This is a genomic window from Nocardia speluncae NBRC 108251 (assembly GCF_001613245.1).
Taxonomy (GTDB): Bacteria; Actinomycetota; Actinomycetes; order Mycobacteriales; family Mycobacteriaceae; genus Nocardia; species Nocardia speluncae.
Genome location: NZ_BDBZ01000021.1, coordinates 130,478 through 150,638, shown reverse-complemented (window position 1 = coordinate 150,638; position 20,161 = coordinate 130,478). Strand labels below are relative to the sequence as shown.

18 protein-coding genes are annotated in these 20,161 nt (G+C 64.9%); 6 read left to right on the top strand and 12 right to left on the bottom strand.

What is annotated here, in order from left to right; translation table 11 throughout:
• The first annotated feature begins 16 nt into the window (after positions 1-16).
• The gene (locus tag NS6_RS20790) at positions 17-562 is read left to right on the top strand and encodes a carboxymuconolactone decarboxylase family protein (RefSeq protein WP_068044245.1); all 546 of its coding nucleotides are present in this window, start codon (positions 17-19) and stop codon (positions 560-562) included.
• 131 nt (positions 563-693) lie between these two features.
• Here NS6_RS20790 and NS6_RS20785 read toward each other — a convergent pair whose 3' ends face one another.
• The 3 genes from NS6_RS20785 to NS6_RS20775 all read right to left on the bottom strand — a co-directional run bounded on the left by NS6_RS20785 (position 694) and on the right by NS6_RS20775 (position 3,886).
• Positions 694-1,509 (bottom strand): ADP-ribosyltransferase, encoded by an 816-nt coding sequence (locus NS6_RS20785; protein ID WP_157112860.1) that lies wholly within the window; start codon positions 1,507-1,509, stop codon positions 694-696.
• A 169-nt stretch (positions 1,510-1,678) separates the two neighbouring features.
• A complete protein-coding gene (gene lpdA / locus NS6_RS20780) occupies positions 1,679-3,082 on the bottom strand; it encodes a dihydrolipoyl dehydrogenase (protein WP_068044241.1) in 1,404 nt (467 codons plus the stop codon).
• 117 nt (positions 3,083-3,199) lie between these two features.
• On the bottom strand, positions 3,200-3,886 hold the full coding sequence (locus tag NS6_RS20775; RefSeq protein ID WP_068044239.1) for a ZIP family metal transporter: 687 nt from the start codon (positions 3,884-3,886) through the stop codon (positions 3,200-3,202).
• A gap of 107 nt (positions 3,887-3,993) precedes the next feature.
• On the opposite strand from NS6_RS20775, the gene NS6_RS20770 reads away from it, so the two are divergent.
• Both NS6_RS20770 and NS6_RS20765 read left to right on the top strand, forming a co-directional pair.
• Entirely contained in the window at positions 3,994-4,764 is a 771-nt protein-coding gene (locus tag NS6_RS20770; RefSeq protein ID WP_307648076.1) for a TetR/AcrR family transcriptional regulator, read from the top strand.
• A gap of 41 nt (positions 4,765-4,805) precedes the next feature.
• Entirely contained in the window at positions 4,806-5,666 is an 861-nt protein-coding gene (locus NS6_RS20765; protein WP_068044235.1) for an alpha/beta hydrolase family protein, read from the top strand.
• Positions 5,667-5,670: 4 nt separating this feature from the next.
• Here the strand turns inward: NS6_RS20765 and NS6_RS20760 are convergent, their stop codons facing one another.
• The 3 genes from NS6_RS20760 to NS6_RS20750 form a co-directional block, all read right to left on the bottom strand.
• Complete coding sequence (locus NS6_RS20760; protein WP_068044233.1) at positions 5,671-7,743, bottom strand: prolyl oligopeptidase family serine peptidase; 2,073 nt, start codon at positions 7,741-7,743, stop codon at positions 5,671-5,673.
• Positions 7,744-7,784: 41 nt separating this feature from the next.
• Positions 7,785-9,680, bottom strand: coding sequence for a vWA domain-containing protein (locus tag NS6_RS20755; RefSeq protein ID WP_068044230.1), 1,896 nt, complete (start codon positions 9,678-9,680; stop codon positions 7,785-7,787).
• A gap of 321 nt (positions 9,681-10,001) precedes the next feature.
• Positions 10,002-10,361 carry a winged helix-turn-helix transcriptional regulator gene (locus tag NS6_RS20750; RefSeq protein WP_068044228.1) on the bottom strand — a complete coding sequence of 120 codons (360 nt, stop codon included), beginning with the start codon at positions 10,359-10,361 and terminating at the stop codon, positions 10,002-10,004.
• A gap of 143 nt (positions 10,362-10,504) precedes the next feature.
• Between NS6_RS20750 and NS6_RS20745 the strand changes: the two genes are divergently transcribed.
• Complete coding sequence (locus tag NS6_RS20745) at positions 10,505-11,395, top strand: NAD(P)-dependent oxidoreductase (protein ID WP_068044226.1); 891 nt, start codon at positions 10,505-10,507, stop codon at positions 11,393-11,395.
• 40 nt (positions 11,396-11,435) lie between these two features.
• Here the strand turns inward: NS6_RS20745 and NS6_RS20740 are convergent, their stop codons facing one another.
• The 4 genes from NS6_RS20740 to NS6_RS20725 form a co-directional block, all read right to left on the bottom strand.
• Positions 11,436-11,873, bottom strand: a complete 438-nt coding sequence (locus NS6_RS20740; protein ID WP_157112859.1) for a hypothetical protein — start codon at positions 11,871-11,873, stop codon at positions 11,436-11,438.
• A 70-nt stretch (positions 11,874-11,943) separates the two neighbouring features.
• The gene (locus NS6_RS20735; protein WP_068044223.1) at positions 11,944-12,267 is read right to left on the bottom strand and encodes a DUF4288 domain-containing protein; all 324 of its coding nucleotides are present in this window, start codon (positions 12,265-12,267) and stop codon (positions 11,944-11,946) included.
• 3 nt (positions 12,268-12,270) lie between these two features.
• Entirely contained in the window at positions 12,271-12,867 is a 597-nt protein-coding gene (locus tag NS6_RS20730) for an HAD family hydrolase (protein WP_157112858.1), read from the bottom strand.
• A gap of 95 nt (positions 12,868-12,962) precedes the next feature.
• On the bottom strand, positions 12,963-13,808 hold the full coding sequence (locus NS6_RS20725; protein WP_068044220.1) for a GntR family transcriptional regulator: 846 nt from the start codon (positions 13,806-13,808) through the stop codon (positions 12,963-12,965).
• 312 nt (positions 13,809-14,120) lie between these two features.
• Here NS6_RS20725 and NS6_RS20720 point away from each other — a divergent pair, with 312 nt between their 5' ends.
• Both NS6_RS20720 and NS6_RS20715 read left to right on the top strand, forming a co-directional pair.
• Complete coding sequence (locus NS6_RS20720; RefSeq protein ID WP_068044219.1) at positions 14,121-14,495, top strand: Het-E N-terminal domain-containing protein; 375 nt, start codon at positions 14,121-14,123, stop codon at positions 14,493-14,495.
• 111 nt (positions 14,496-14,606) lie between these two features.
• Positions 14,607-18,365 carry a WD40 repeat domain-containing protein gene (locus NS6_RS20715; protein WP_157112857.1) on the top strand — a complete coding sequence of 1,253 codons (3,759 nt, stop codon included), beginning with the start codon at positions 14,607-14,609 and terminating at the stop codon, positions 18,363-18,365.
• 930 nt (positions 18,366-19,295) lie between these two features.
• On the opposite strand, the gene NS6_RS36260 is transcribed toward NS6_RS20715, so the two are convergent.
• Positions 19,296-19,424, bottom strand: coding sequence for a hypothetical protein (locus tag NS6_RS36260; protein WP_281211427.1), 129 nt, complete (start codon positions 19,422-19,424; stop codon positions 19,296-19,298).
• A gap of 187 nt (positions 19,425-19,611) precedes the next feature.
• Positions 19,612-20,034, bottom strand: coding sequence for a hypothetical protein (locus NS6_RS20710; protein WP_068044215.1), 423 nt, complete (start codon positions 20,032-20,034; stop codon positions 19,612-19,614).
• Between the last annotated feature and the right edge of the window lie 127 nt (positions 20,035-20,161).

The window sequence follows — 20,161 nt, the reverse complement described above, 5'->3', positions numbered from 1 at the left end:
CGAGAGGGGCAGATTGATGGTTTCGGCGTCGCAACCCCGGATCGCCCCCGGCCGCCTGCGCGAGCTGGGACCGATCAACTGGGCCGCCTGGCAGATACTGTCCCGCGCCTCGGGCACCTCGGATGCACAACTGTTCAGTACCCTCGGCCGCACCGGCCGCCTGTTCCGCGGCTGGCTGCATTTCTCCGGAATGCTGATGCCGGCGGGCCGTTTGCGCCGCCACGACAGCGAACTGGTGATCCTGCGCGTCGCCCATCTGCGCGACTGCGCCTACGAAACCGACCATCACATCCGCCTGGGTCGCCGCGCCGGAGTCACCCCGGAAATCCTGGACCGGATCCGCCAGGGCTCGGGCGCCGACGGCTGGACCGATAAACACCGTGCCCTCCTGACCGCCGTAGACCAACTGGTGCAGATCCGCGATATCGACGACTCCACCTGGAACCACCTGTCCACCTACTACGACGACAAACGCTTGATCGAAATCGTCCTGTTGGTCAACCAGTACGAGGGCCTCGCCGCCACCATCCACACCCTGCGCATCCGCCGCGACGATTTCTGAGTGCGCAGACCGCCCGGGAAACCGGTCCCGAAGCGCTGAACACCTCGTACCGGCGGTCTTCCTGGACAGCGCACGGACCACCGAGAGCATCTGCGCTCGGTCGAAGTTCCGGAACCCCAGCATCAGTGTCGTCATTTGACCGACCCGGGCGCAGCGACGTCCGGGGCAAGGATGCGAATCGCCCCCGCCCAACGTCCAGCCGAACTGTCCCATTCGAGCAGTTCGAATCCGAGGTCGCGCCCCAGGAGCAGCTCCGACTCCCAGGACCACGCCGATTTTTCACCGATGAAGAACCCCGGGGTGCCGGGCGGAACCTCGATACGCAGATCGGTGTCGCGGCCACGCGTACGCCCGAGGGTCTCGATACCGCCACGCGTCAAGGAAGTACTGACGAAGTCAGCGAAATGACCCCGCCGACCGGGCTGGACATCGCTGGGTAGACATTCAGGAAACAATCTGTCGAACCGTATGGTTTTCCAGGCTTCGAGCCGGGCCGGAACCGGTTGCAAGTTCAGAATCCGATCCAGGCGTCCCACGCGTTCCCAGTTCGGAGGGTATGTCGCGTCGCCGCGTAACGGAGCGTTGATTCCCTCCGAACCCAGCCAATAATCTCGCAACGATTCTCGCTGCGCGTGATCGAGTCGATCGTAGAACGGACCCCACACGGAATTGCCGTAGTCATCGGCCAGTTTCTGAGTCGGGAAGGATAGCGGCGGGCGGGGCGTCGAGATGGCGGCAGCACGCGATTGCGCCGCTGCGGCGCGGATTTCGTCAGCGACCGAGGCGGCCCCTGCCCCGTCGGCCCCCGGGGCGGTCCGTAGTAGGTGGCCGATCGGCACGCTGGTGATATTTCGGTAGCAATCGCTACGGGCAGTACCCAATGCCGCGACATTGTCGTCCAGCTTATCGGCCAGCGCACGCATCGCAGTGGCGAGACGGCTGTACATGACTACCCCTCGATCCACCCGTGCGAAAACTACGCATCCGGCGAGAACGACCTGCCGAACAAAAATCCGGGTGCCCGAATCCGGTGCCGCCGTATCGCGGATTTCGGCCCAGGGTACGGGAAAACCCCGGAAACCTCGACCGGTCACCGGGGCATCGACACTCCGAACCTCAGAAGTTGATCATGTGACCTGCCAAGCCGTGGATGGCTTCCTGCAACGCCTCGCTCAGCGTCGGATGTGTGTGCACATTGCGGGCCAGTTCGTTCACCGTCAGGTCCCACTTCTGCGCCAGGGTGAGTTCCGGCAGCAGTTCGGAGACGTCCGGGCCGATCAGATGGCCACCGATCAGTTCACCGTATTTGTTGTCCGAGATCAGCTTGACGAAACCGGTGGCATCGCCCAGGCCGTGCGCTTTGCCGTTGGCGGTGAAGGGGAACGTCGCGACCTTCACGTCGTAGCCCTCGTCCCGCGCCTGCTGTTCGGTGAGCCCGAAGCTGGCGACCTGCGGCTGGCAGAATGTGGCGCGCGGCATCATCCGGTAATCGCCCAGGGTGAGGGTTTCCGCGCCGCCGATGGTCTCGGCCGCAACCACACCCTGTGCTTCCGCGACATGCGCGAGCTGAAGCTTCGCGGTGACATCGCCGATGGCGTAGATATGCCCCACATTGGTGCGCATATTGTCGTCGATGGCGATCGCGCCACGCTCGGTCAGCGCGACCCCGGTGTTCTCCAGCCCATACCCCTCGACACGGGGCGCGAAGCCGACGGCCTGCAGCACCTTGTCGACCGTGACCGTCTCCACCGTACCGGACTTGTTGTCCTTGATCGCCACGGTGACCTTCGCACCGTCGTCGTCGATCGACTGCACGGCCGCGCCGGTGCTGATGGTGATCCCCAGCTTCTTGTACGCCTTGGTGATCTCCTTGGACACATCGGCGTCCTCGTTGGGCAGCGCGCGGTCCAGGAACTCCACGATCCGCACATCCACGCCGTAGTTGCGCAGCACGTAGCCGAACTCCATCCCGATGGCGCCGGCGCCGACGATCAGGATCGAACCGGGCAGGTCACGGGTGAGGATCTGCTCCTCATAGGTGACCACATTCTTGCTCAGCGAAGTACCCGGCAGCAGTTTCGTCTCGGTGCCGGTGGCGATGATGACGTTGTCGAAGGTGATCGACTCCGTGCCGCCTTTGCTGAGCTCCACCGCGATGGTGCCGGGATCGGTGAACGAACCCTTGCCGTCGTATTCGGTGATCTTGTTCTTCTTCATCAGGAAGTGGACGCCCTTGACCCGGCCGTCCGCGACCTTACGGCTCCGGTCGAACGCCGCCCCGAAATCGAACGACGCCTCCCCGCTGATACCGAAGGTTTTCGCTTCTTTGGTGAAGATATGGGCCAGCTCCGCATTGCGCAGCAGCGCCTTGGACGGGATGCAGCCCACGTTCAGGCATACGCCACCCCAGTATTTCTGCTCGACGATCGCTGTTCGCAGGCCGAGTTGAGCGGCGCGGATCGCGGCGACGTAACCGCCGGGACCAGCACCGAGAACGACGACATCGTAGTGGGAAGTCACGGTGTCGAGCCTAACTCTCTACTCGTGGCCGGGCCCACCCCACCCGCTTGCCGGTGAACCGGATCACCGGCACCGATACGCCACCGGGCCGCGGGCGGGTTACGCCGGTATCCGCGATCAGCGCAGCAGGAACGCAACCAGGAACCCCGCCGCGGTCGCCAATCCCACCCACCAGCCGCCCTCGCGGTATGCCTCGGGCATCAAAGAGTCGGCGAGCACGGCGATGGTGGCGCCCCCGGCGAAGGCCTGGACGGTGCTGATGGGCGTCGCGCCGAGATGCTCGGACAGCAGGTGCCCGGCCACCGTGACCACGACCAGCACCACTCCCGTCAATACCCAGAGACCGAACGCTTTACCGGTGGAAACATCGCGTTGCCGGCGCAACAGCGCGGATCCGCCGATCGCCTCCGGCACGTTGCCCACCGCGATAGCCACCAGCAGCGCCAATCCCCCGCCCGATCCGAGCGTGACCCCCAGCGCCGTATTCTCCGGAACGCCGTCCAGGACGGTGCCGAGCATGAGGGCCCAGCCGACGGCCGCACCGCCGCTCTGCCGTTCGAGGAATCGGTTGGCCACCACGTAGATCGCGGCGCCCAGGAACAGCGCGGTGCCGGCGGTGAAAGCGCCGGCCTGGAGGAACGCAGGTTCGAACAACTCGTTGGAGACCGCGGCGATCATGGTTCCCGCACCGAAGGCCATCAACGAGGCGAGCAATGGTTTAGGCAATGTGGTGCGCAGCCCGATCGCCGCACCGATCACCAATGGAATTGCCGTACCGAGGCCGTACAGGAGTGCGGTTCCCATAGGGGTGACACTATGTGTTTCCCGGTAATTACCTCGAATACACGCAGCCACCGATAATTATTCTATTATTTCCCTCTAAATTCTGGCATCGAAACCTCGGCCCAGCAATGTCCGATTCGGCGGTTCCACCTGCCACCATGCCTGCTAGCAGCCAACTTTCGGCAAACCTGCGGGAACCGGCGGGTGCGCTACGAAAGACCCGATCGATGACGAGAGGATCGGGCTTTTCGGTATTGTTCTGCGCGATGTCACAGGAAGCGAATTCGGGACGAAGGTATGCCGGCCAGCCCGTAGAAGATCGGCAACGCGAGCGACGCGCACGTTTTCTCGAATCCGGCCTGACGGTTTTTGCCCGCGACGGGTACGCCAATAGCTCGGTCGGTGCGATTTGCAAAGACGCGGGGTTGTCCTCGCGTCAGTTCTACGAGGAGTTCACCGGGCGCGAATCCTTACTTCTCGAACTCTTCGACCTCATCGACCGCGAATCCCGGGCGGCGGTGCTGGCCTCGCTGGACCACAGCGCCGAGCAGAGCGCGATCCAGCGGATCGACGCGGCTGTCCGCGCGTACGTGCATTCCATCGGGTCCGATATGCGGCGGGCCAGAGTCGTCCTGGTCGAGGTCGTCGGCGCCGGCACCAAGCTGGAGAAGTTGCGCACGGAATCGCGCCGCGCCTGGAGTGCCGTCCTCGCACGCGCCGCCGAGGACGCGGCCATGCACGGCGAGATCCCGACCGGCGACTACGACCTACGCATGCTGGCCATCATCGGCGCCGTGAACTACGTGGTCGAGGAGTGGAGCGGAACCGAACCTCAGCGACCACTCGACGAGGTCATCCGGGTGCTGAGCCGCATCATCATCGGCGCCATCCGGGCTTGACGTGCCGCGCTCGGCCAGGCGCGTCGATTAGCGTCGACACCGTGGAAACCGTTGCCATCCAGATGCCGGACGGTAGCACCGTCCCGGTGCGGCTTATCCCCGCCACCGGACCGCACCGGCATCGGATCACCCTCGACCGGCCACGCCCGGTGCTCGTACTGATTCCCGGACTCGGCGTACCCGCGGAGTATTACCTCTACTTCGCCCGGGAACTCGCCCGCCGCGGAGTGGATGTGGCGGTCGGCGAACTCCGCGGCAACGGTGACAGCACCCCGAAACCGAGCGCGGCCAGTTCCTACGGCTACCACGAACTGGCCGCGGTCGATTTCCCGGCGATCTTCGAAGCGGTCCGCACCCGGTTCCCGGACAGCACCCCGTACCTGCTCGGCCACAGTATGGGCGGGCATCTCTCGGTGCTCTACGCGGCACGTGTCCGGGGACGGCTCGGCGGGCTGATCCTCGTCGCCTCCGGCACCCCGTACTACCGCGGATTCCGTGGCATCCTGGGCCCGGGGTTGCTGCTCGGCACCGCCGCCGTCTCACTCACCGCGAACCTCGCCGGTGTCTGGCCGGGCGACAAACTCGGCCCGAACGGGTTCGGCCGCCAATCCAAGGTGCTGATCTCGGATTGGGCGCGATTGGCCCGCACCGGCCGATTCACCCCGGCCGGTGCCGATATCGACTACGAGGAACGGATCTCCCGGCTGAAACTACCGGTACTGTCGATCACCCTGGCCGGCGACGAACTGACCCCACCGGCCTCGGCCCGCCACCTGCTGGAAAAGCTTCCCGCCGCGGAGAAAACCAGCCGGCACGAACCGCTGCCGCTGGGCCACAACGGCTGGATCTCCGATCCGGGCCCGGTGGTGGACCGAATCGAAAAATGGCTGCACGACCGCTGACCGGCTACTTCGAGGTACGGCCCTCGATCAGCATCTGGGTGAAGAATTCGTAGATCAGCGCCGCCTGGAACGCCGACTGTTTGTTGTCCGCCGCACCGCCGTGCCCGCCCTCGATGTTCTCGTGGTACCAGACCCGGTGCCCCTGGTCCTCGAGCAATGCCGCCATTTTCCGCGCATGCCCCGGATGCACCCGGTCGTCGCGGGTGGAGGTGGTGAGCAGAATCGGCGGATACGTAGCACCCGCACCGTTTTCCAGTGCCTGCTGATAAGGCGAATAGCGGCCGATGTACTCCCATTCCTCCGGTATATCGGGGTCGCCGTATTCCGCGACCCACGACGCCCCGGCCAGCAGCAGGTGATACCGGCGCATATCGAGTAGCGGAACCTGGCAGACGATCGCGCCGAACAATTCCGGATACCGGGTGAGCATCACACCCATCAGCAAACCGCCGTTGCTGCCGCCCACCGCACCCAATTGCGGTGCTGTGGTGATCCCCCGCTCCACCAGATCCCGCGCGATCGACGAGAAATCCTCGTAGACCTTGTACCGGTTCGCCTTCTGCACCGAGGTATGCCATTCGGGCCCGTATTCCCCGCCACCGCGAATATTGGTCATCACCCACGTGCCGCCCTGTTCCAGCCAGCCCATACCGGATGCCCCGCTGTATCCGGGAGTGCGGGAAACCTCGAATCCGCCGTAACCGGACATCACCGTCGGCGCCGGCCCGCCGCGATTATCGCGATGCCGGATGACGAAGTACGGGATCATGGTGCCGTCGTCGGAACGGGCGAAGAACTGTTCGGTTTCGATCCCCGTCGCATCGAAGAAAGCGGGCGCCTGTTTCAACTCGGTCGCCGGCGCGCCGACAACACCCGACAGCAACGTTGTCGGCGTGGTGAAACCGCTCGTCATCAGCATGAAATCGTCGCCGCCCTCGAGCGGGTCCAGATTCATGACGCTCGTGGTGGCCATGGCCGGGGTATCGGCGAGAGGCGCAGTGCGCCAGCCGTCGGCGCCCGGGGTGAGGACATACAGTTTGGTCTGCACATCTTCCAGGGTCACCAGCAGCACATGGTTCTCGCTCCAGCCGTAACCGTGCAGCGCGGTATGCGCATCGGGCTCGAACAGCACCTCGAAATCGCGTTCACCGGACAGGAAACGGTCGAAATTCGTCACGATCAGTGATCCGGCGGCATACGTGCACCCGCCGGTTTCCCACGGCGATTTCAACCGCACCAGCAGCCAATCCTTGTACCAGGATTCGTCGGCGTCGGACGGGGTTTCGAGCCGGACCCGGGAACCGTCGTCCTGTAGCAGGTACACGTCCTCGTTGTAGAAATCGGTCGCCTGCCCGACATAGTGGCGCTCGTAACCGGGTGTCCGATCGTAACCCGCGCTGATCGCGACATCCGTTACCGCGCCTTCGAACACCGTCTCGGCGGTTTCGAGAGCGGTGCCACGACGCCAGCGTTTCGCTATCCGCGGATAACCGGAATCGGTGAGCGAGCCCGGACCGAAATCCGTTCCCACATACACGGTGTCGATATCGATCCAGCTCAGCTGGGATTTTTCCTCCGGCAGATAGAAACCCCCGTCTTCGGGCGCGATGAATTCCCTGGTCTCGAGATCGAATTCGCGCACCACCTTGGCATCGGCGCCGCCGCGGGAAAGGCTGATCAGGGCACGGGCCTGCGCCGGCCGCAACACCCCGGCCCCGCCCCACACCCAGTTCTCGTCCTCGGCCGCGGCGACCGCGTCGAGATCGATGAGCACATCCCAGTCCGGTTCCGGTTTGCGGTACTCGGCGAACGTGGTACGCCGCCACAGCCCCCGCGGATGCTGCGCATCACGCCAGAAGTTGTACAACCATTCGCCGCGGCGGCCCGGAAACGCGATCTTGGCATCTGTATCGAGCATGTCCAGGATCCGCCGCTGCAACATATCGAACCGGTCAGCGGCGGCGAACCGCTCGACAACCGTCTCGTTGCGCGCGCGAGCAAAGGCCAGCGGGCGCTCCCCGCCGACCTCTTCGAGCCAGAGATAGGGATCGGTTCCGCTGTCCGGTGCGTCGCTCATCCACCCATTCTCACCCGGCCGGAAGAAACCGGGAAGTCCGGTCAGCTCCCGGTCCGGCGAACAACCAGAACCACCAGCACAACCACACCGGCCAGGACGATGACCCCGACGACGACAGCCACCCAGACCAGCGGGGATATCCCCGCGTCCGCATCCACGCCGGCGGGCTGCGCTTCTCCGGCCTCCACGCTGCGTGGTTTCACGTTCTCGCCGAATACCGGATCGTCTGCGGCGCCGTCCCGGTAGCTCGGACCTGGCTCCGGGTCACCGGTGACGTCGATTTCCAGCTCGATCGGAACCGGCCCAGCCGTGCGTTCACCGTCGAGTGTCGGACTCAATTTGACCGCGATGTAGTACCAGCCGGCCAATGCCTGGTTCGCGATAACGGCATCGGAAGCTTCCCGATTCGCATAACGGACCGGAACGGTCGCGAGCGCGGGTTTGTTGCCCGGCAGGATGTTCTCGGTGCCGTTGTAGGAGGAGAAATCGGAGTCGAGTTCCACCCGGTAAGGCGTGTACAGGGTCGTCCTGATATTCGAGAGGTTCTCGACACCGCGCAACGGGCTCTCGCCGAACCGCACCCGGTAGGCCAACCCCTGACCCCAGTCCAGCTGCACCCGATAGAAGACGTACTCGCCACGTTGCAACGTATCCGAGTATCGGCCCGAGCCGGGCAGATCGGCCGCGATATTGAACGATCCGCCACCTACTACCGGCGCGGGCGCCCCCTGCGGCGCACTGTACGTCACCGGAGTCGGCTCGGCCGCCGCGCCGGGGTCGGCGACACCGGGCTCCAGGCCGATGGATACCTCCAGCGGCAACTCCGCCGGGGCGTCATCCGCAACACCGGCCCATTCCAGCGTGAAGTAGTAACGTCCCCCGCCCTTGCACTTATCGGTGCTGTAGCTCCCCGTTTCGGGTTCGGCGGCTCCCGCCCAGACACTGCCGACGGTCAGGCTCACACCATCGGAGGAGCCGGTGGACGCATCGCTCTCGAAGACATGGCAGTCCTGGCCGTCGGCGCCGTACACCTCCATCTGGAGTGAGTTGTTCGAATGCTCGGTCCCGTACACCCGCGGAAACGACACTGTGCCGGTGAAATACGCGGTCGCGCCCGCGGGCACGTCCACCGCGTAATACCGCGGCTGCTCGGGGCCCAGAACGTCCACATACTGCCCCGGTGTCGCCACCGGAGCATCCCGGTATTGCGGCGAGCCCGTGATCGGGGTGCCGGTCACGGCGTAGGTTCGCAGTGCGGCGGCGCTGACGCGCGGCAGCACTTGTTCGAGGATTTTGCCGTCGGCAGCGTCGGTGTAGGTGCCACCGGTGGCCTGGGCGATGCAGGTCAGCTGCGCTCGGGAGGCATCGTCGACCCCGAAGCCGATCGCGTGCATCACGATCTCGTTGCCCTGGGCGCTGAGTTCCCGGGCGATATCGCACGGATCCGGCGGGGCACAGGTGTCGAGTCCGTCGGAGACCAGCACGATCGAGCGCGGGCCTTCCTGCGGCAGCGCGGCAGCGGCGGCCCGCAGCGAGGGGCCGATCGGCGTGTATCCGCGGGGCACGAGCCGATCGGTCGCCGCGGTCAGCGCAGGTTTGTCGATGATGTCGGCGGGGTGCAAAACTTTGACATCCTGGCAACCTGCGGTCTTCTCCGCGTCGGAGTTGCCGGTACCGGTGCCGTATGCGGTGAGCCCGACCTTCGCGGCATCAGGTGCCGCGGTGACGAAATTGCGGACGGCGTTCCTGGCCGCGTCCATTTTGGTGCCACCGCTGGGATCGGCGGCCAGCATCGACCCCGACGCGTCCAGCACCAGCATCGTCGGCGCGTATTCGGTTCCGCTCGGTTCCGGCATTTGCTGAGCCAGGGCGGGCAGCGCACCCGGCACCAGGCCGATCACCCCCACGGCAGCCGCGACCAATGCCCTCTTCACCATCGACACGTTGCCGGACCTCCGTTCGCGGATGCCACGTCCGGCACAACGTGACCGATGAACACTACGGAATCATCTGCGGCCTCACCATTCGAGGGGGTTCACCCGAGAGGCCCAGGGCTGTGAGCCGCCCACCCCGGCGCCGGAGGACCAGTAGGCGGCCGCATGCTCGATCCCGAGGGGCAGTATGCGGTGCGGCCTGCCCTTCCGGCAGCTGACGCGCCGCCGTCCACCGGGTTCACCACTGACGCCCCGGCCTGCGAGACCGGCATCGGCGGCCACGGCGCACAGGGCGGCTACGGCTACGGCAGCCTGCCGAACCGGTCACGTAGGGAGGTGCACCCGCTCGGCGTCGATCCGGACGATACGGTCGACACCCCATCGACCCAGGGGTTCGAGCGCCGCGTTGAGCGCCTCCCCTTCGGTGGTCAACGAGTACTCGACCCGCGGCGGCACCTCCCGGTACACCTCGCGGTGCACAATGTCGTCCTCGGCCAGCTCACGCAGCTGCTGGATGAGCATTTTCTCGGAGATCCCGGGCAGCCCGCGTTTGAGTTCACCGAACCGCCGGACGCCTTTCTCGTGCAGCTCCCACAGAATCAGCGATTTCCATTTGCCACCGACAACGTCCATCGCGGCATCGATACCGCAGAAGTACGGACCGCATCGCTTATCGTCCACCATCTGTCCTCACTACCTGCACACATACCATTTGGTGGGTACCAGACAAAAAAGTAGGTACTTGCAGGGACAACAGTACCCGGGGGACGCTCGGTTCACGCACAGACGATGTGCCACGCCAGTGCTCTAGAAGGAGTCACACCCCCATGGGACAAGCAGAACCGACCCCGGTCACCGTGCTCGGACTCGGCGTGATGGGCAGCGCCCTCGCCGCCGCTTTCGTGAAGGCCGGGCACCCTACAACCGTCTGGAACCGGACCCCCGGTAAGGACGCCGAGCTGATAGCGGCGGGCGCGCTCGGCGCCGAGTCGGTCGAAACAGCCGTGGCCGCCGGAGACCTGGTCATCGCCTGCCTGTTCGACCACGCATCGGTCCATGAAACCCTGGACCCGGTGACCGCAATACTGGCGGGCCGCGACCTGGTGAACCTCACCAGCACCGAGCCCGCCGACGCCCGCGAACTCGCCGATTGGGCTGCCCGGCACGATATTTCATTTCTCGACGGTGGCATCATGGCGACCCCGCCCATGATCGGACAACCCGGATCCGCATTGCTGTACAGCGGTTCGACCGAGGTATTCGACCGGCGCCGACAGGTCCTCGAACTACTGGGCTCCGCAGAGTATTTCGGTGCCGAACCGGGCAGGGCTTCGCTCGTCGATTTCGCATTGCTGTCCGGGATGTACGTAATGTTCTCCGGCTATTACCACGGCGCCGCGATGGTGCGCTCCGCCGGCATTTCCGCAGCCGAATTCGGCCGACGCGCCGAAGCGTGGCTGGGTGCCGTCCTCTCGACTCTGCCTGCCGCAGGAGAACAGATAGACAGCGGTGACTACTCCGTACCGTTCCAGACCTTGAACTTCACCAAAGCCGCCGTCGACGCCATCGTTTCCGCCAGTCGCGACGCCGGAGTGGATCTGGACATCGTCGGCCCGGTGAAGAACCTCGTCGACCGGCAGGTCGCCGCCGGATACGGCGCCGAAAGCTCCGAGCGGATGTTCGAAAGCCTGCATCCACCAGACCGACCGGCGGGGTAGCCGAGACCAAAAGACTCGGATAGAACTGCGGAAGTATGCGCTACTCGGTGGTGGTGTAGTAAACCGTCACCGAGCGACCCACGTCGATATCATCAACCGTCGGCTTGAAGACCACGTTCTCGATCGACACAGCACCGAGGCAGCCGACAGTCTCATCGGCGAACTTCTTCAGAAGACCAACTGTTCCGGCGCTGTCGGCTCCTGCGGGCTGAGCCTGCGAAGCGTGGTAGACGACATTCGAACCCGCCGGAATCGGACCGACGACATCCACGTCGTTGTAGAGGGTGTAGTATACATCGACTATCGGCGTGAACTCGCCGATATCGGTGAGCACCGTGTGAAAGGTCATGTCCGAGACCGTAATTTCGCCCAGCTCGTCCATGGCGTTCGCCGTCTCCCGAAGAAGGTCGGAGAGCCGCCCTGCCTCTTCGCCCGTGGCCCGGAAATGCAGCTGCTCCCACTTCGGAATTCTGTCCACAGTCCTCCCATCCTTGTATTGAGTGGCCGACCAGCCACGTGTACACGCCCGCTGAGCAGTGCATCGCGACTCAGTCGTCGAGCAGTGTCTCCCATCGCGAATAGGCTTCGAAGTCACGAAAGTGGCGTGAATACAGGTCACCGCCCTCGGAGAGGTCATCGGTCAGCGAGGCTGTGACGTCGATGATCGCGGTGGGGGTGACGGTGATGGTGTTGCCTGCTTCGTTCTTATAGGCCCCCTCGTCGCTTCGGAAGTTCTTCTCCGCGAGTTCCCGCGCTTCCTCTTCGGATTCCGCGTAGATGAGGGTCGTGTCTTCCCTGTACAGGGGTACATAATCGGCGGCATCGGAAGTGAATTCGAACAGTGTGATAGCGATGTATGGCTGTTTGGCCATCAACTACTCCTTACCTGCACGCCGGACAACCGGCTGGTGGAGTGCCTGCCGCAGCTGGGACATATCGGTGACAACCGCCGCGGGACGCCGTGCTGTCAGCCGCGCGAGCTTACCGGGTTTGTCGGCGTATGCGATCGTCGGAATCCCGGCGGCCTGCCCCGCTTCGATATCGGTGATGGAATCGCCGACGAACACGGCGTGCGCATCGTCGCACCGCTGGTCGAGAAGAGCTGCGGTGAGCAGGTGCGGTGCCGGTTTCAGTAGCGAGATATCAGCGGAGGTGCGTGCATAGACACCCGCGATATACGCCGCGAAATCGTTGGCCGCCAAAAAAGTCCGAATGGCGGCTTCCGAGTTGTTGCTGACAATAGCTACCGCCGTCCCTGGAAGTTCAGTCGCTTCGCGGATGAACTCCAGTGCATGCGGTTTCGAGCCGGCGCACATCACGGCCTGAGTCTCGAGATCCGTGAACCGGCGCTCGATATCCGCGGCCAGCTCGGGTCGGGACTCGGCGGCGTATTCGAGCACCCGGAAAGGATCCTGCGTTCCAGTGAGCGCAAGCGGCGGATCACTGATCATGCCCAACAGTTCTTGTGCCACAACATCGCTGGGTATCCCGCTGAATACGCCGCATATCGGCCCATCGAAATCTAGAAGAATCAGCCACCGGCCACCCAGCAGCGTCCCCAGCTCCGTCACGGCCGGTAGTCCCGGGCAACCGAGTTCCAGATGCTGTCGAACCAAACCTGCGACTGGTCGACGAACCGACTGCTGCTGGAATCGGGGTCGGTGTCGCGCGAGTACTGGAAGAGCATGGCGTCTTTGCCCATCAGGTCCCAGATCGCCGTCGACTCACCATCGAGCTCGAGCTTGCTTTCCCGCACGGGGTAGTAGCCGAAGAATACGCGCTCTCGGTTCAGTACGTAGAGCTTGAAGAGTGGAGTCGCGGGATATGAACGGACCCGCGCTGCCGCGGAGGCAACGAGCCCCAACCGGCCGAGCTCATCAACCGCATCGACGACAGCCAGCGCGTGCCGCTCCATGATGCGGGTGGCACGGCGGCGAAATGCGGGGCTGTCGGTCAAGTCGTCCACCCGCGCCGGGAGCGTCCACGGCGATGATGTATCCGGAACGAGCATTCGCACCGTGAGCGAGTCCGGTCGAAGACGGCCCTCCCTGATTCGATCGATCGGCTCGGCAATCGCACCGTGCAGTGTCTCCCCGGAGAACCCGGCGAAGTCGATCGTCACCGTGGAAGATCCGAAGGACTGTTCGATATGCGGACGCAATCCGACCGGCCGCTCCGTGCGCTCCCGAACATAGACACCACTCCCCTTCCGGGACACCACCAAGCCCTCGTCCCGCAAGATCCGAACGGCCTGCTCCGCAGTGGCCTTGGCGACGCCGAACCGTTCCCTGAGCTGCGGGCCTGACGGCAATCGCTCGCCTGGGGAAAGCTTCCGGGTCAGAATCGCAGCCCGCAGCGCATTCGCGATCTGCTGCGAGGGCGGGCGCGGGTCATCCGGGTCGATCCTGTCCATTCGACCACAGTAGCCAATCTACCTAGGTACGCCAGGTTGTGGCGGGTGTTCAGGGCTGACCGTTTAACCGAATCGGCTTGCTCTTCAACGGGCCAGCGGGATTGACAGCGAACTCTTCAGGCGGTCACCTGTGTGCCGGTTTGATCACATGCCCCAATGGGCTTTGCGGCGCCCCCAGCTGCCACTGCTGCGAGTCCGCATACCTGGGCATCCTGCTCCCTGTGCCTGTCACCGACGATCTCCGGCAACTGCGCCCTCCGTACGGTCGAGGTGTGTAGCCTTGCCGTGCAACAGGTCTGAAGGGGAATCGGTATGGATCCGTTCACGTTGATTGTGACTGCGTTGCTTACTGGTGCTGCGGCCGGTGGGCAGGAGGCGGCGTCGGCTGCGGTGCGTGATGCGTACGGGGCGCTGCGTCGCCGTATCAGCGGTGACGGTGCGGACGTGGAGGTTACCGCAGCGCTCGAAGCGAACGAGTCCTGCGCCGGTAGTGATCGCGCTGTGGTGGAGGCAGCGGTGCGGCGTGCCCGAGCCGATGACGACGTCGAGGGGCAGGTGCTTGCGCAGCGTGTGCTCGATGCGGTGCCGTCGAAACAGGTGTTCAACGACCTGCGGCATGCTCAAGGTGTGCATGCCGGCGACGGAGGCACCGTCAATGTCACCTTCCACAACAACAACTCCCAGTGATAATGCGCCAGCTCAGCGGCGCAGGGTCCGCACCGGTCCAGTGTTACCTCGCCCGGCGGCGTTCGGTGTGCGGGCCGGTGGCCCGATCTACATGTGGATGAGCGCGGTGTCGTGGTGGATCTAGACCGCGCCAGTGCGGAGGGCGCGGAGCATCCGACCGGCGGCGGCGGCGCCGGGTTCATCGATGCTCGATACAGCCAGGGCGTGATCGCGGGTGACGGCAACACCCAGAACGTCACCATCTACAACTACCGGGGAATGTCTCCGGATCGGCCTGCACCCGCGCCGTTGATCGGTGTCGGTGGCAGGGTCGAGTTCCCGTATCGGGGTCTGGGCTGGTTCGGGGAGCACGACGCGCCGTTGTTCTTCGGTCGTGATTCCGCGATCGACGATGTGCTGCACCAGCTCTCCGAGGTGTTCACCGAGCCACGGATTGTGGCGGTGGGCGGGGTATCCGGTTCCGGGAAGTCCTCGCTGATGCGGGCCGGCGTGCTACCCCGGATCCGCAGCGGCGCCGTGGACGGGCTCTCGGGAGCGGATCGGTGGCCACCATTCGTGGTATTCAGCCCGGGTAGCTCGCCTCTCGACGACCTGGCGGGCGCGACGGCCAGCGCGACCGGTATGGACGCGGCGACCCTGCGGCGGGAGTTGCGCCACGACCCCACCGGATTCGCGGCCACTGCGGCCCAATCCACCACCGTGTCACCCGGGGCGCCACCCGATGGTGGGCGCCGGTTGCTGGTGGTGGTCGACCAGTTCGAACGGATCTTCACCCAGTGCACCGACCCGAGCCTGCGCGAAGGGTTCGTCGCTGCCCTACATGCGGCAGCGACCACACCGCAGACCGGGACCGGTACACCGCCGGCGCTGGTGGTGTTGGTGGTGCGTTCCGATTTCGAGGGTCACTGCGCCGAACTCGAGGGGCTGGCCGAGGCGATTCGGCATCGGTGCATGCTCACCTCGATGACCGAACGCCAACTGCGACTCGCGATCACCGAACCCGCCAAAACAGCCGGGGCCCAGGTCGAGGATGAGCTCACCGAACAATTACTGCGCGAGGTTCGAGCCGCTACCCGCATCTCCTCGAACACGCCCACCGCAGTATCGGGGGCAGGGGTGTTGCCACTCGTCTCCGACGCCTTGGACCGGGCCTGGCGTCAACGGGCCGGAGATAGCCTCACTGCTGCCGACTATGACCGGGTCGGCGGGATAGATCGCGCGGTCGCCCGCAGTGCCCAGCGTACCTACGACGACCTCACTCCCGAGCAGCAGGTGGTGGCGCGCAAGGTGTTCACCCGGCTCGCGGTCGTCGGCCCGGACGGCACCGACACTGCCGACCGCGCCCGCCGCAGTGATCTCACCGCGATCGAGGGTGAGGCCGTGGGCGTGGAGACGGTGCTGGAAGCGTTCGCCGCCGAGCGGCTGCTGACTCTGGGCGACGACAGCGTCGAGATCAGTCACGAAGTGCTGTTGGGTACGTGGCCGCTGCTACGCGATGAGTGGCTGGCCGACACCCGTGCCTACCGGGCCATACGCACCCGCCTGCGCACCGCGGCCGACGTCTGGGATGAACACGGACACGACAACTCCTACCTGTTCACCGGAAACGTCCTCGACACAGCAACTGCCACCGTGGCCCGGATCATTACCGACCCGGACCGCCATACCCCACTGACCGATCTCGAAGACCGATTCCTCACCGCCTCCACCCGCGCTGCCCGCCGCCGCGCCAGGCAACGACGGGCCTTCACCGCGACGCTTGTGCTGCTCGTCGTCGCCCTGACCGTCGTGGCAGGTGTTGCGATACAGCAGACCCGGGAATCGAATGAGCAACGCAGGATCGCCGTCGCCCAAAACCTGATCAGCAGGAGCCAACTCCTGTACACCACCGACCCCGACGGCTCCCGGGGCGCCGCCTTGGCCGCGTGGCGCATCCACGAAAGCGACGAAGCCTTTCACGCGATGCTCAACGCCGCCAGCAACCCGCGCACTGCGAAACTCACCGGCTACTCCGGCAGCGTCTTCTCGGTAGCGTTCAGTCCTGACGGTCGTGATCTGGCCGTAGGCAGCAGCGACGGCACCGTGAGGCTGTGGGATCCGGCCACCGGGAAGCAGATCGGCGAGCCCATCAACAGCCACACCGACCCCGTCTACGCGGTGGCGTTCAGTCCCGACGGTCGTGTTCTGGCCACCGGCAGCAGCGACGGTCCCCTGAAACTGTGGGACCCGGTTACCAGGAAGCAGATCGGCGAACCCCTCCAACAGCCTGGCGGTATCGCCTCGGTAGCGTTCAGTCCCGACGGTCGCTTCCTGGCCACCGGCAATGGCTACGGCACTGTGTCATTGTGGGATCCGGTCACCGGGAAGCAGATCGGCGAACCGTTCGGCGACCACAATAACGTCGTCTTCTCGGTGGCGTTCAGTCCCGATAGTCGCACGCTGGCCTCTGTCAGCGGCGACGTTGTTTTGTGGGATCCGGTCACCAGGAGACAGATCGTCGACACCCACACCGACTACACCTCCGGCTTCAACTCGGTAGCGTTCAGTCCCGACGGTCGCTTTCTAGCCACCAGCTCCGGCGACGGGACCAACGACGGCACCGTTATTCTGTGGGACCCGGTCACCGGGAAACAGATCGGCGAACCCCTCCAACAGCCTGGCGGTATCGCCTCGGTGGCGTTCGGTCCCGACAATCGCATCCTGACCACCGGCGGCGGCGACGGCACCGTGAGGCTATGGGATCCGGTCACCGGTAAGCAGGTCGCTGAACCCCTCATCGGCCATACCGGCGTCGTCGACGCGGTGGCGTTCAGCCCAGACGGTCGCACCCTGGCCACCGGCAGCGGCGACGGCACCGTGCGACTGTGGGATCCGGTCACCGGGAAACAGATCTACGAACCCCGCGACCAGCCCGGCGGTGTCGCCCGGGTAGCGTTCAGTCCCGACGATCACACGCTGGCTGTCAGTCGCGGCGACACTGTACGGCTATGGGATCCGGTCACCGGACAGCAGACAGGCGAGCTCCTTGACCGCATCCACGGGGACGTCGGCCCGGTGGCGTTCAGTCCCGACGGCCGCGCGCTGGTCACCGCCAGCGGGTTGGGCGTGCAGTGGTGGGATCCGGTCGCGCAGCAGGCGCTCGGCCCCCCACTTCCTGGCCACAGCAGCAGTCTCACGTCGGTGGCGTTCGGTCCTGACAATCGTACGTTGGTCACCAGCGACACCACGGGTGTCATTTTGTGGGATCCAGTCGCCAGCCAGCACCTCCCCCCCGAACACACCCGCGCCATCCACGAGGCAGCGTTCAGTCCCGACGGTCGCATCATTGCGGCCGGCACCAGCGACGGCACCGTTCTACTGTGGGATCCGGATACTCGGCAGCAGACCGGTGAACCTCTCACCGGCCACACCGGCATCATCTACGCGGTGGCGTTCAGCCCTGACAGTCACATCCTGGCCACCGGCAGCGACGACGGCACCGTGCGACTGTGGGATCCGGACACCGGTAAGCAGATCGGCGAACCCCTCACCGGCCACACCGGCGGCGTCGGCTCGGTGGCGTTCAGCCCCGACGGTCGCGTTCTGGCCGTCGGCAGCGGCAATGGCACCGTGCGACTGTGGGATCCGGTCACCGGTAAGCAGATCGGCGAACCCCTCACTGGCCACACCGACAACGTCAAGTCGGTAGCGTTCAGTCCGGACGGTCACACGCTGGCCACCGGCGGTTTCGACAGCGCCGTGCGACTGTGGGATATCGGCTCCACGGATGACGTCGTCGATTCTCTGTGCCGCTGGGGCGGACAGCGCCTCGAATCCGTGCCATGGCCGCCAGACATCCCCACAGATCTACGACCCGAGCTTTGCCCATGAACGGGAGCACGCATTTCCGGGGGTTTGACAGCTGAAACAACGGCGACGGCCGAGGCAGTCCATCCTCTGTGAAGGACATCTACGAAGGCACAACAGCGCATTCTCCGTCCGAGGCCCACTCGTTTGTCATGCCCAGGCACACCATGTTTCGGCTCTCACACGAGCCCGGGTCAATTTCCTGGTCATCGTATGGGCTCCGGCGGACAGCAAAGGTCACCGCCGTGTGGGCGGAGCCGTCAAACTCCGATTGGTGCCAGCTCGCGCAAATTTCCGCATCCGGCTGCCTCAGGACAGTGGCCGCTCAGCCCGAGTGCTCCCGCGGCCGCGCCGGCCGCTCACGCCGCGCCCCTCGTCGGCGGTGTGAAATCATCAGGCAATTCGCCGGGCGGGATTTCGCGGGGATCATCCCAACCGTCTTCTGAGCCGCTAACTCCCGGTCCCATGTGGAGTCCTCGATCAAGGGACCGCCAGGATGGCGCCGACGCCAGCCGGATGATCGTCAGACATGGCATCTCGCCACGACTACAATGAACACGCCCCGCGTCCGCACATCCCCCCGAGATCCCCACTGTCGCAAAGGTCGATAGGTGCCGCGTTGAATCTGTGGCGCGAGGGTGAGTGCTACGACTTCGCCACACTGGAACTAATCGCGGTAGGCCTGCGAAGGCTCGACATACCTTTCGGAGGGTCCGAACCACGTACCCAACATGAGATCGATGGTGTCATCGCACGCTGGAAAGCCACACATCAGAGGGATATTCGGTGACCGCGCCTTCGGAACGGGTACCGGCGATCGCGTATATCCGCACAGATTTATGTGGAGCATCTCGGCGGCTGAACGGGCAACGCTTGCACCGGCTATCCCTACGGCTGGGATATGCGCTACAGGAAACAATCCGGACCGACACGACGGTGCCTGACCGATTGATGCTACTCGAGGACCGCATCCGAATTCATCGAGCCGAAGCGGTATTCGTGCCCGCCGCCGACCACCTGGATGGACAGTTGGCCCGGATCGTCGCACAGGCCGACGTGATAGAGCGGGATGGGCGGACCCATGCGCGGTGGTCACCGTTTGCAAACCTACTCGACGAACCCGTAATTGCACGACTCACGCAATGGTGGATCGATGAGCAACACCGACTTCGCAACCAGGCCGAATGAACCAACCCCGCAGCAAGTAGGGGCGAGCGCTGCGGGTGGAGCCAGGAGATACCGGGCTCCACCCGACACCCGACTCGTGGAACTACCTGACTTCGGAGGTCCCCGAGCAGTCGACCGTTTGGGGCACCAGCCCCGAGTTGACCACCGTGAAATCGGTGCGCACCGTCCCCGGGCCGGTATGGGGGCTGAAATACATTGTGCTGCCGTTGCCGATCACGAAACCGACCGAACCGCGCTGGGTTTCCGAACCGGATGCGCCGGTGCTGAGGTTGGTCCAATTCAGGGTGACCTGGGTGTCGTAGCCACCCCACAGGCTGCCGCCGGCGTCGATCGTGTAAGTCGCTTTGCCCGGCGAGTTGTACTGCCCGCCGGTGACCTGACCCGAGTACGGGAAGTCCAGAAGGAAGGGGCTGGCGCCGCGGCAGGTAGTCACCATCCAGCTGTCGGCAGCCGAGGCGGTACCGGTCATCGGCAACGCCAAGGCGGCCAGAGCGGCGCCTATCACGGCAGTCCTGCCGACTTTGGTTCTTTTCGTACGAGCGCTTCGGAAAAACACCTGGGAGGATCTCCTAACGAAAGTCAGTGAGCCACCGATCCTAGCCCGCCGCCCACCTTGGGAACCTGGGGATCGG

Bases quoted from the DNA above. Each gene is read 5' to 3' on its own strand.
- NS6_RS20735 (WP_068044223.1), bottom strand. From the start codon at position 12,267: ATGGCCAAACAGCCATACATCGCTATCACACTGTTCGAATTCACTTCC.
- NS6_RS20725 (WP_068044220.1), bottom strand. From the start codon at position 13,808: ATGGACAGGATCGACCCGGATGACCCGCGCCCGCCCTCGCAGCAGATC.
- NS6_RS20750 (WP_068044228.1), bottom strand. From the start codon at position 10,361: ATGGTGGACGATAAGCGATGCGGTCCGTACTTCTGCGGTATCGATGCC.
- NS6_RS20755 (WP_068044230.1), bottom strand. From the start codon at position 9,680: ATGGTGAAGAGGGCATTGGTCGCGGCTGCCGTGGGGGTGATCGGCCTG.
- NS6_RS20770 (WP_307648076.1), top strand. From the start codon at position 3,994: ATGTCCGATTCGGCGGTTCCACCTGCCACCATGCCTGCTAGCAGCCAA.
- NS6_RS20745 (WP_068044226.1), top strand. From the start codon at position 10,505: ATGGGACAAGCAGAACCGACCCCGGTCACCGTGCTCGGACTCGGCGTG.
- NS6_RS36260 (WP_281211427.1), bottom strand. From the start codon at position 19,424: ATGGGTCCGCCCATCCCGCTCTATCACGTCGGCCTGTGCGACGATCCG.
- NS6_RS20775 (WP_068044239.1), bottom strand. From the start codon at position 3,886: ATGGGAACCGCACTCCTGTACGGCCTCGGTACGGCAATTCCATTGGTG.
- NS6_RS20720 (WP_068044219.1), top strand. From the start codon at position 14,121: ATGGATCCGTTCACGTTGATTGTGACTGCGTTGCTTACTGGTGCTGCG.
- NS6_RS20785 (WP_157112860.1), bottom strand. From the start codon at position 1,509: ATGTACAGCCGTCTCGCCACTGCGATGCGTGCGCTGGCCGATAAGCTG.
- NS6_RS20790 (WP_068044245.1), top strand. From the start codon at position 17: ATGGTTTCGGCGTCGCAACCCCGGATCGCCCCCGGCCGCCTGCGCGAG.
- NS6_RS20760 (WP_068044233.1), bottom strand. From the start codon at position 7,743: ATGAGCGACGCACCGGACAGCGGAACCGATCCCTATCTCTGGCTCGAA.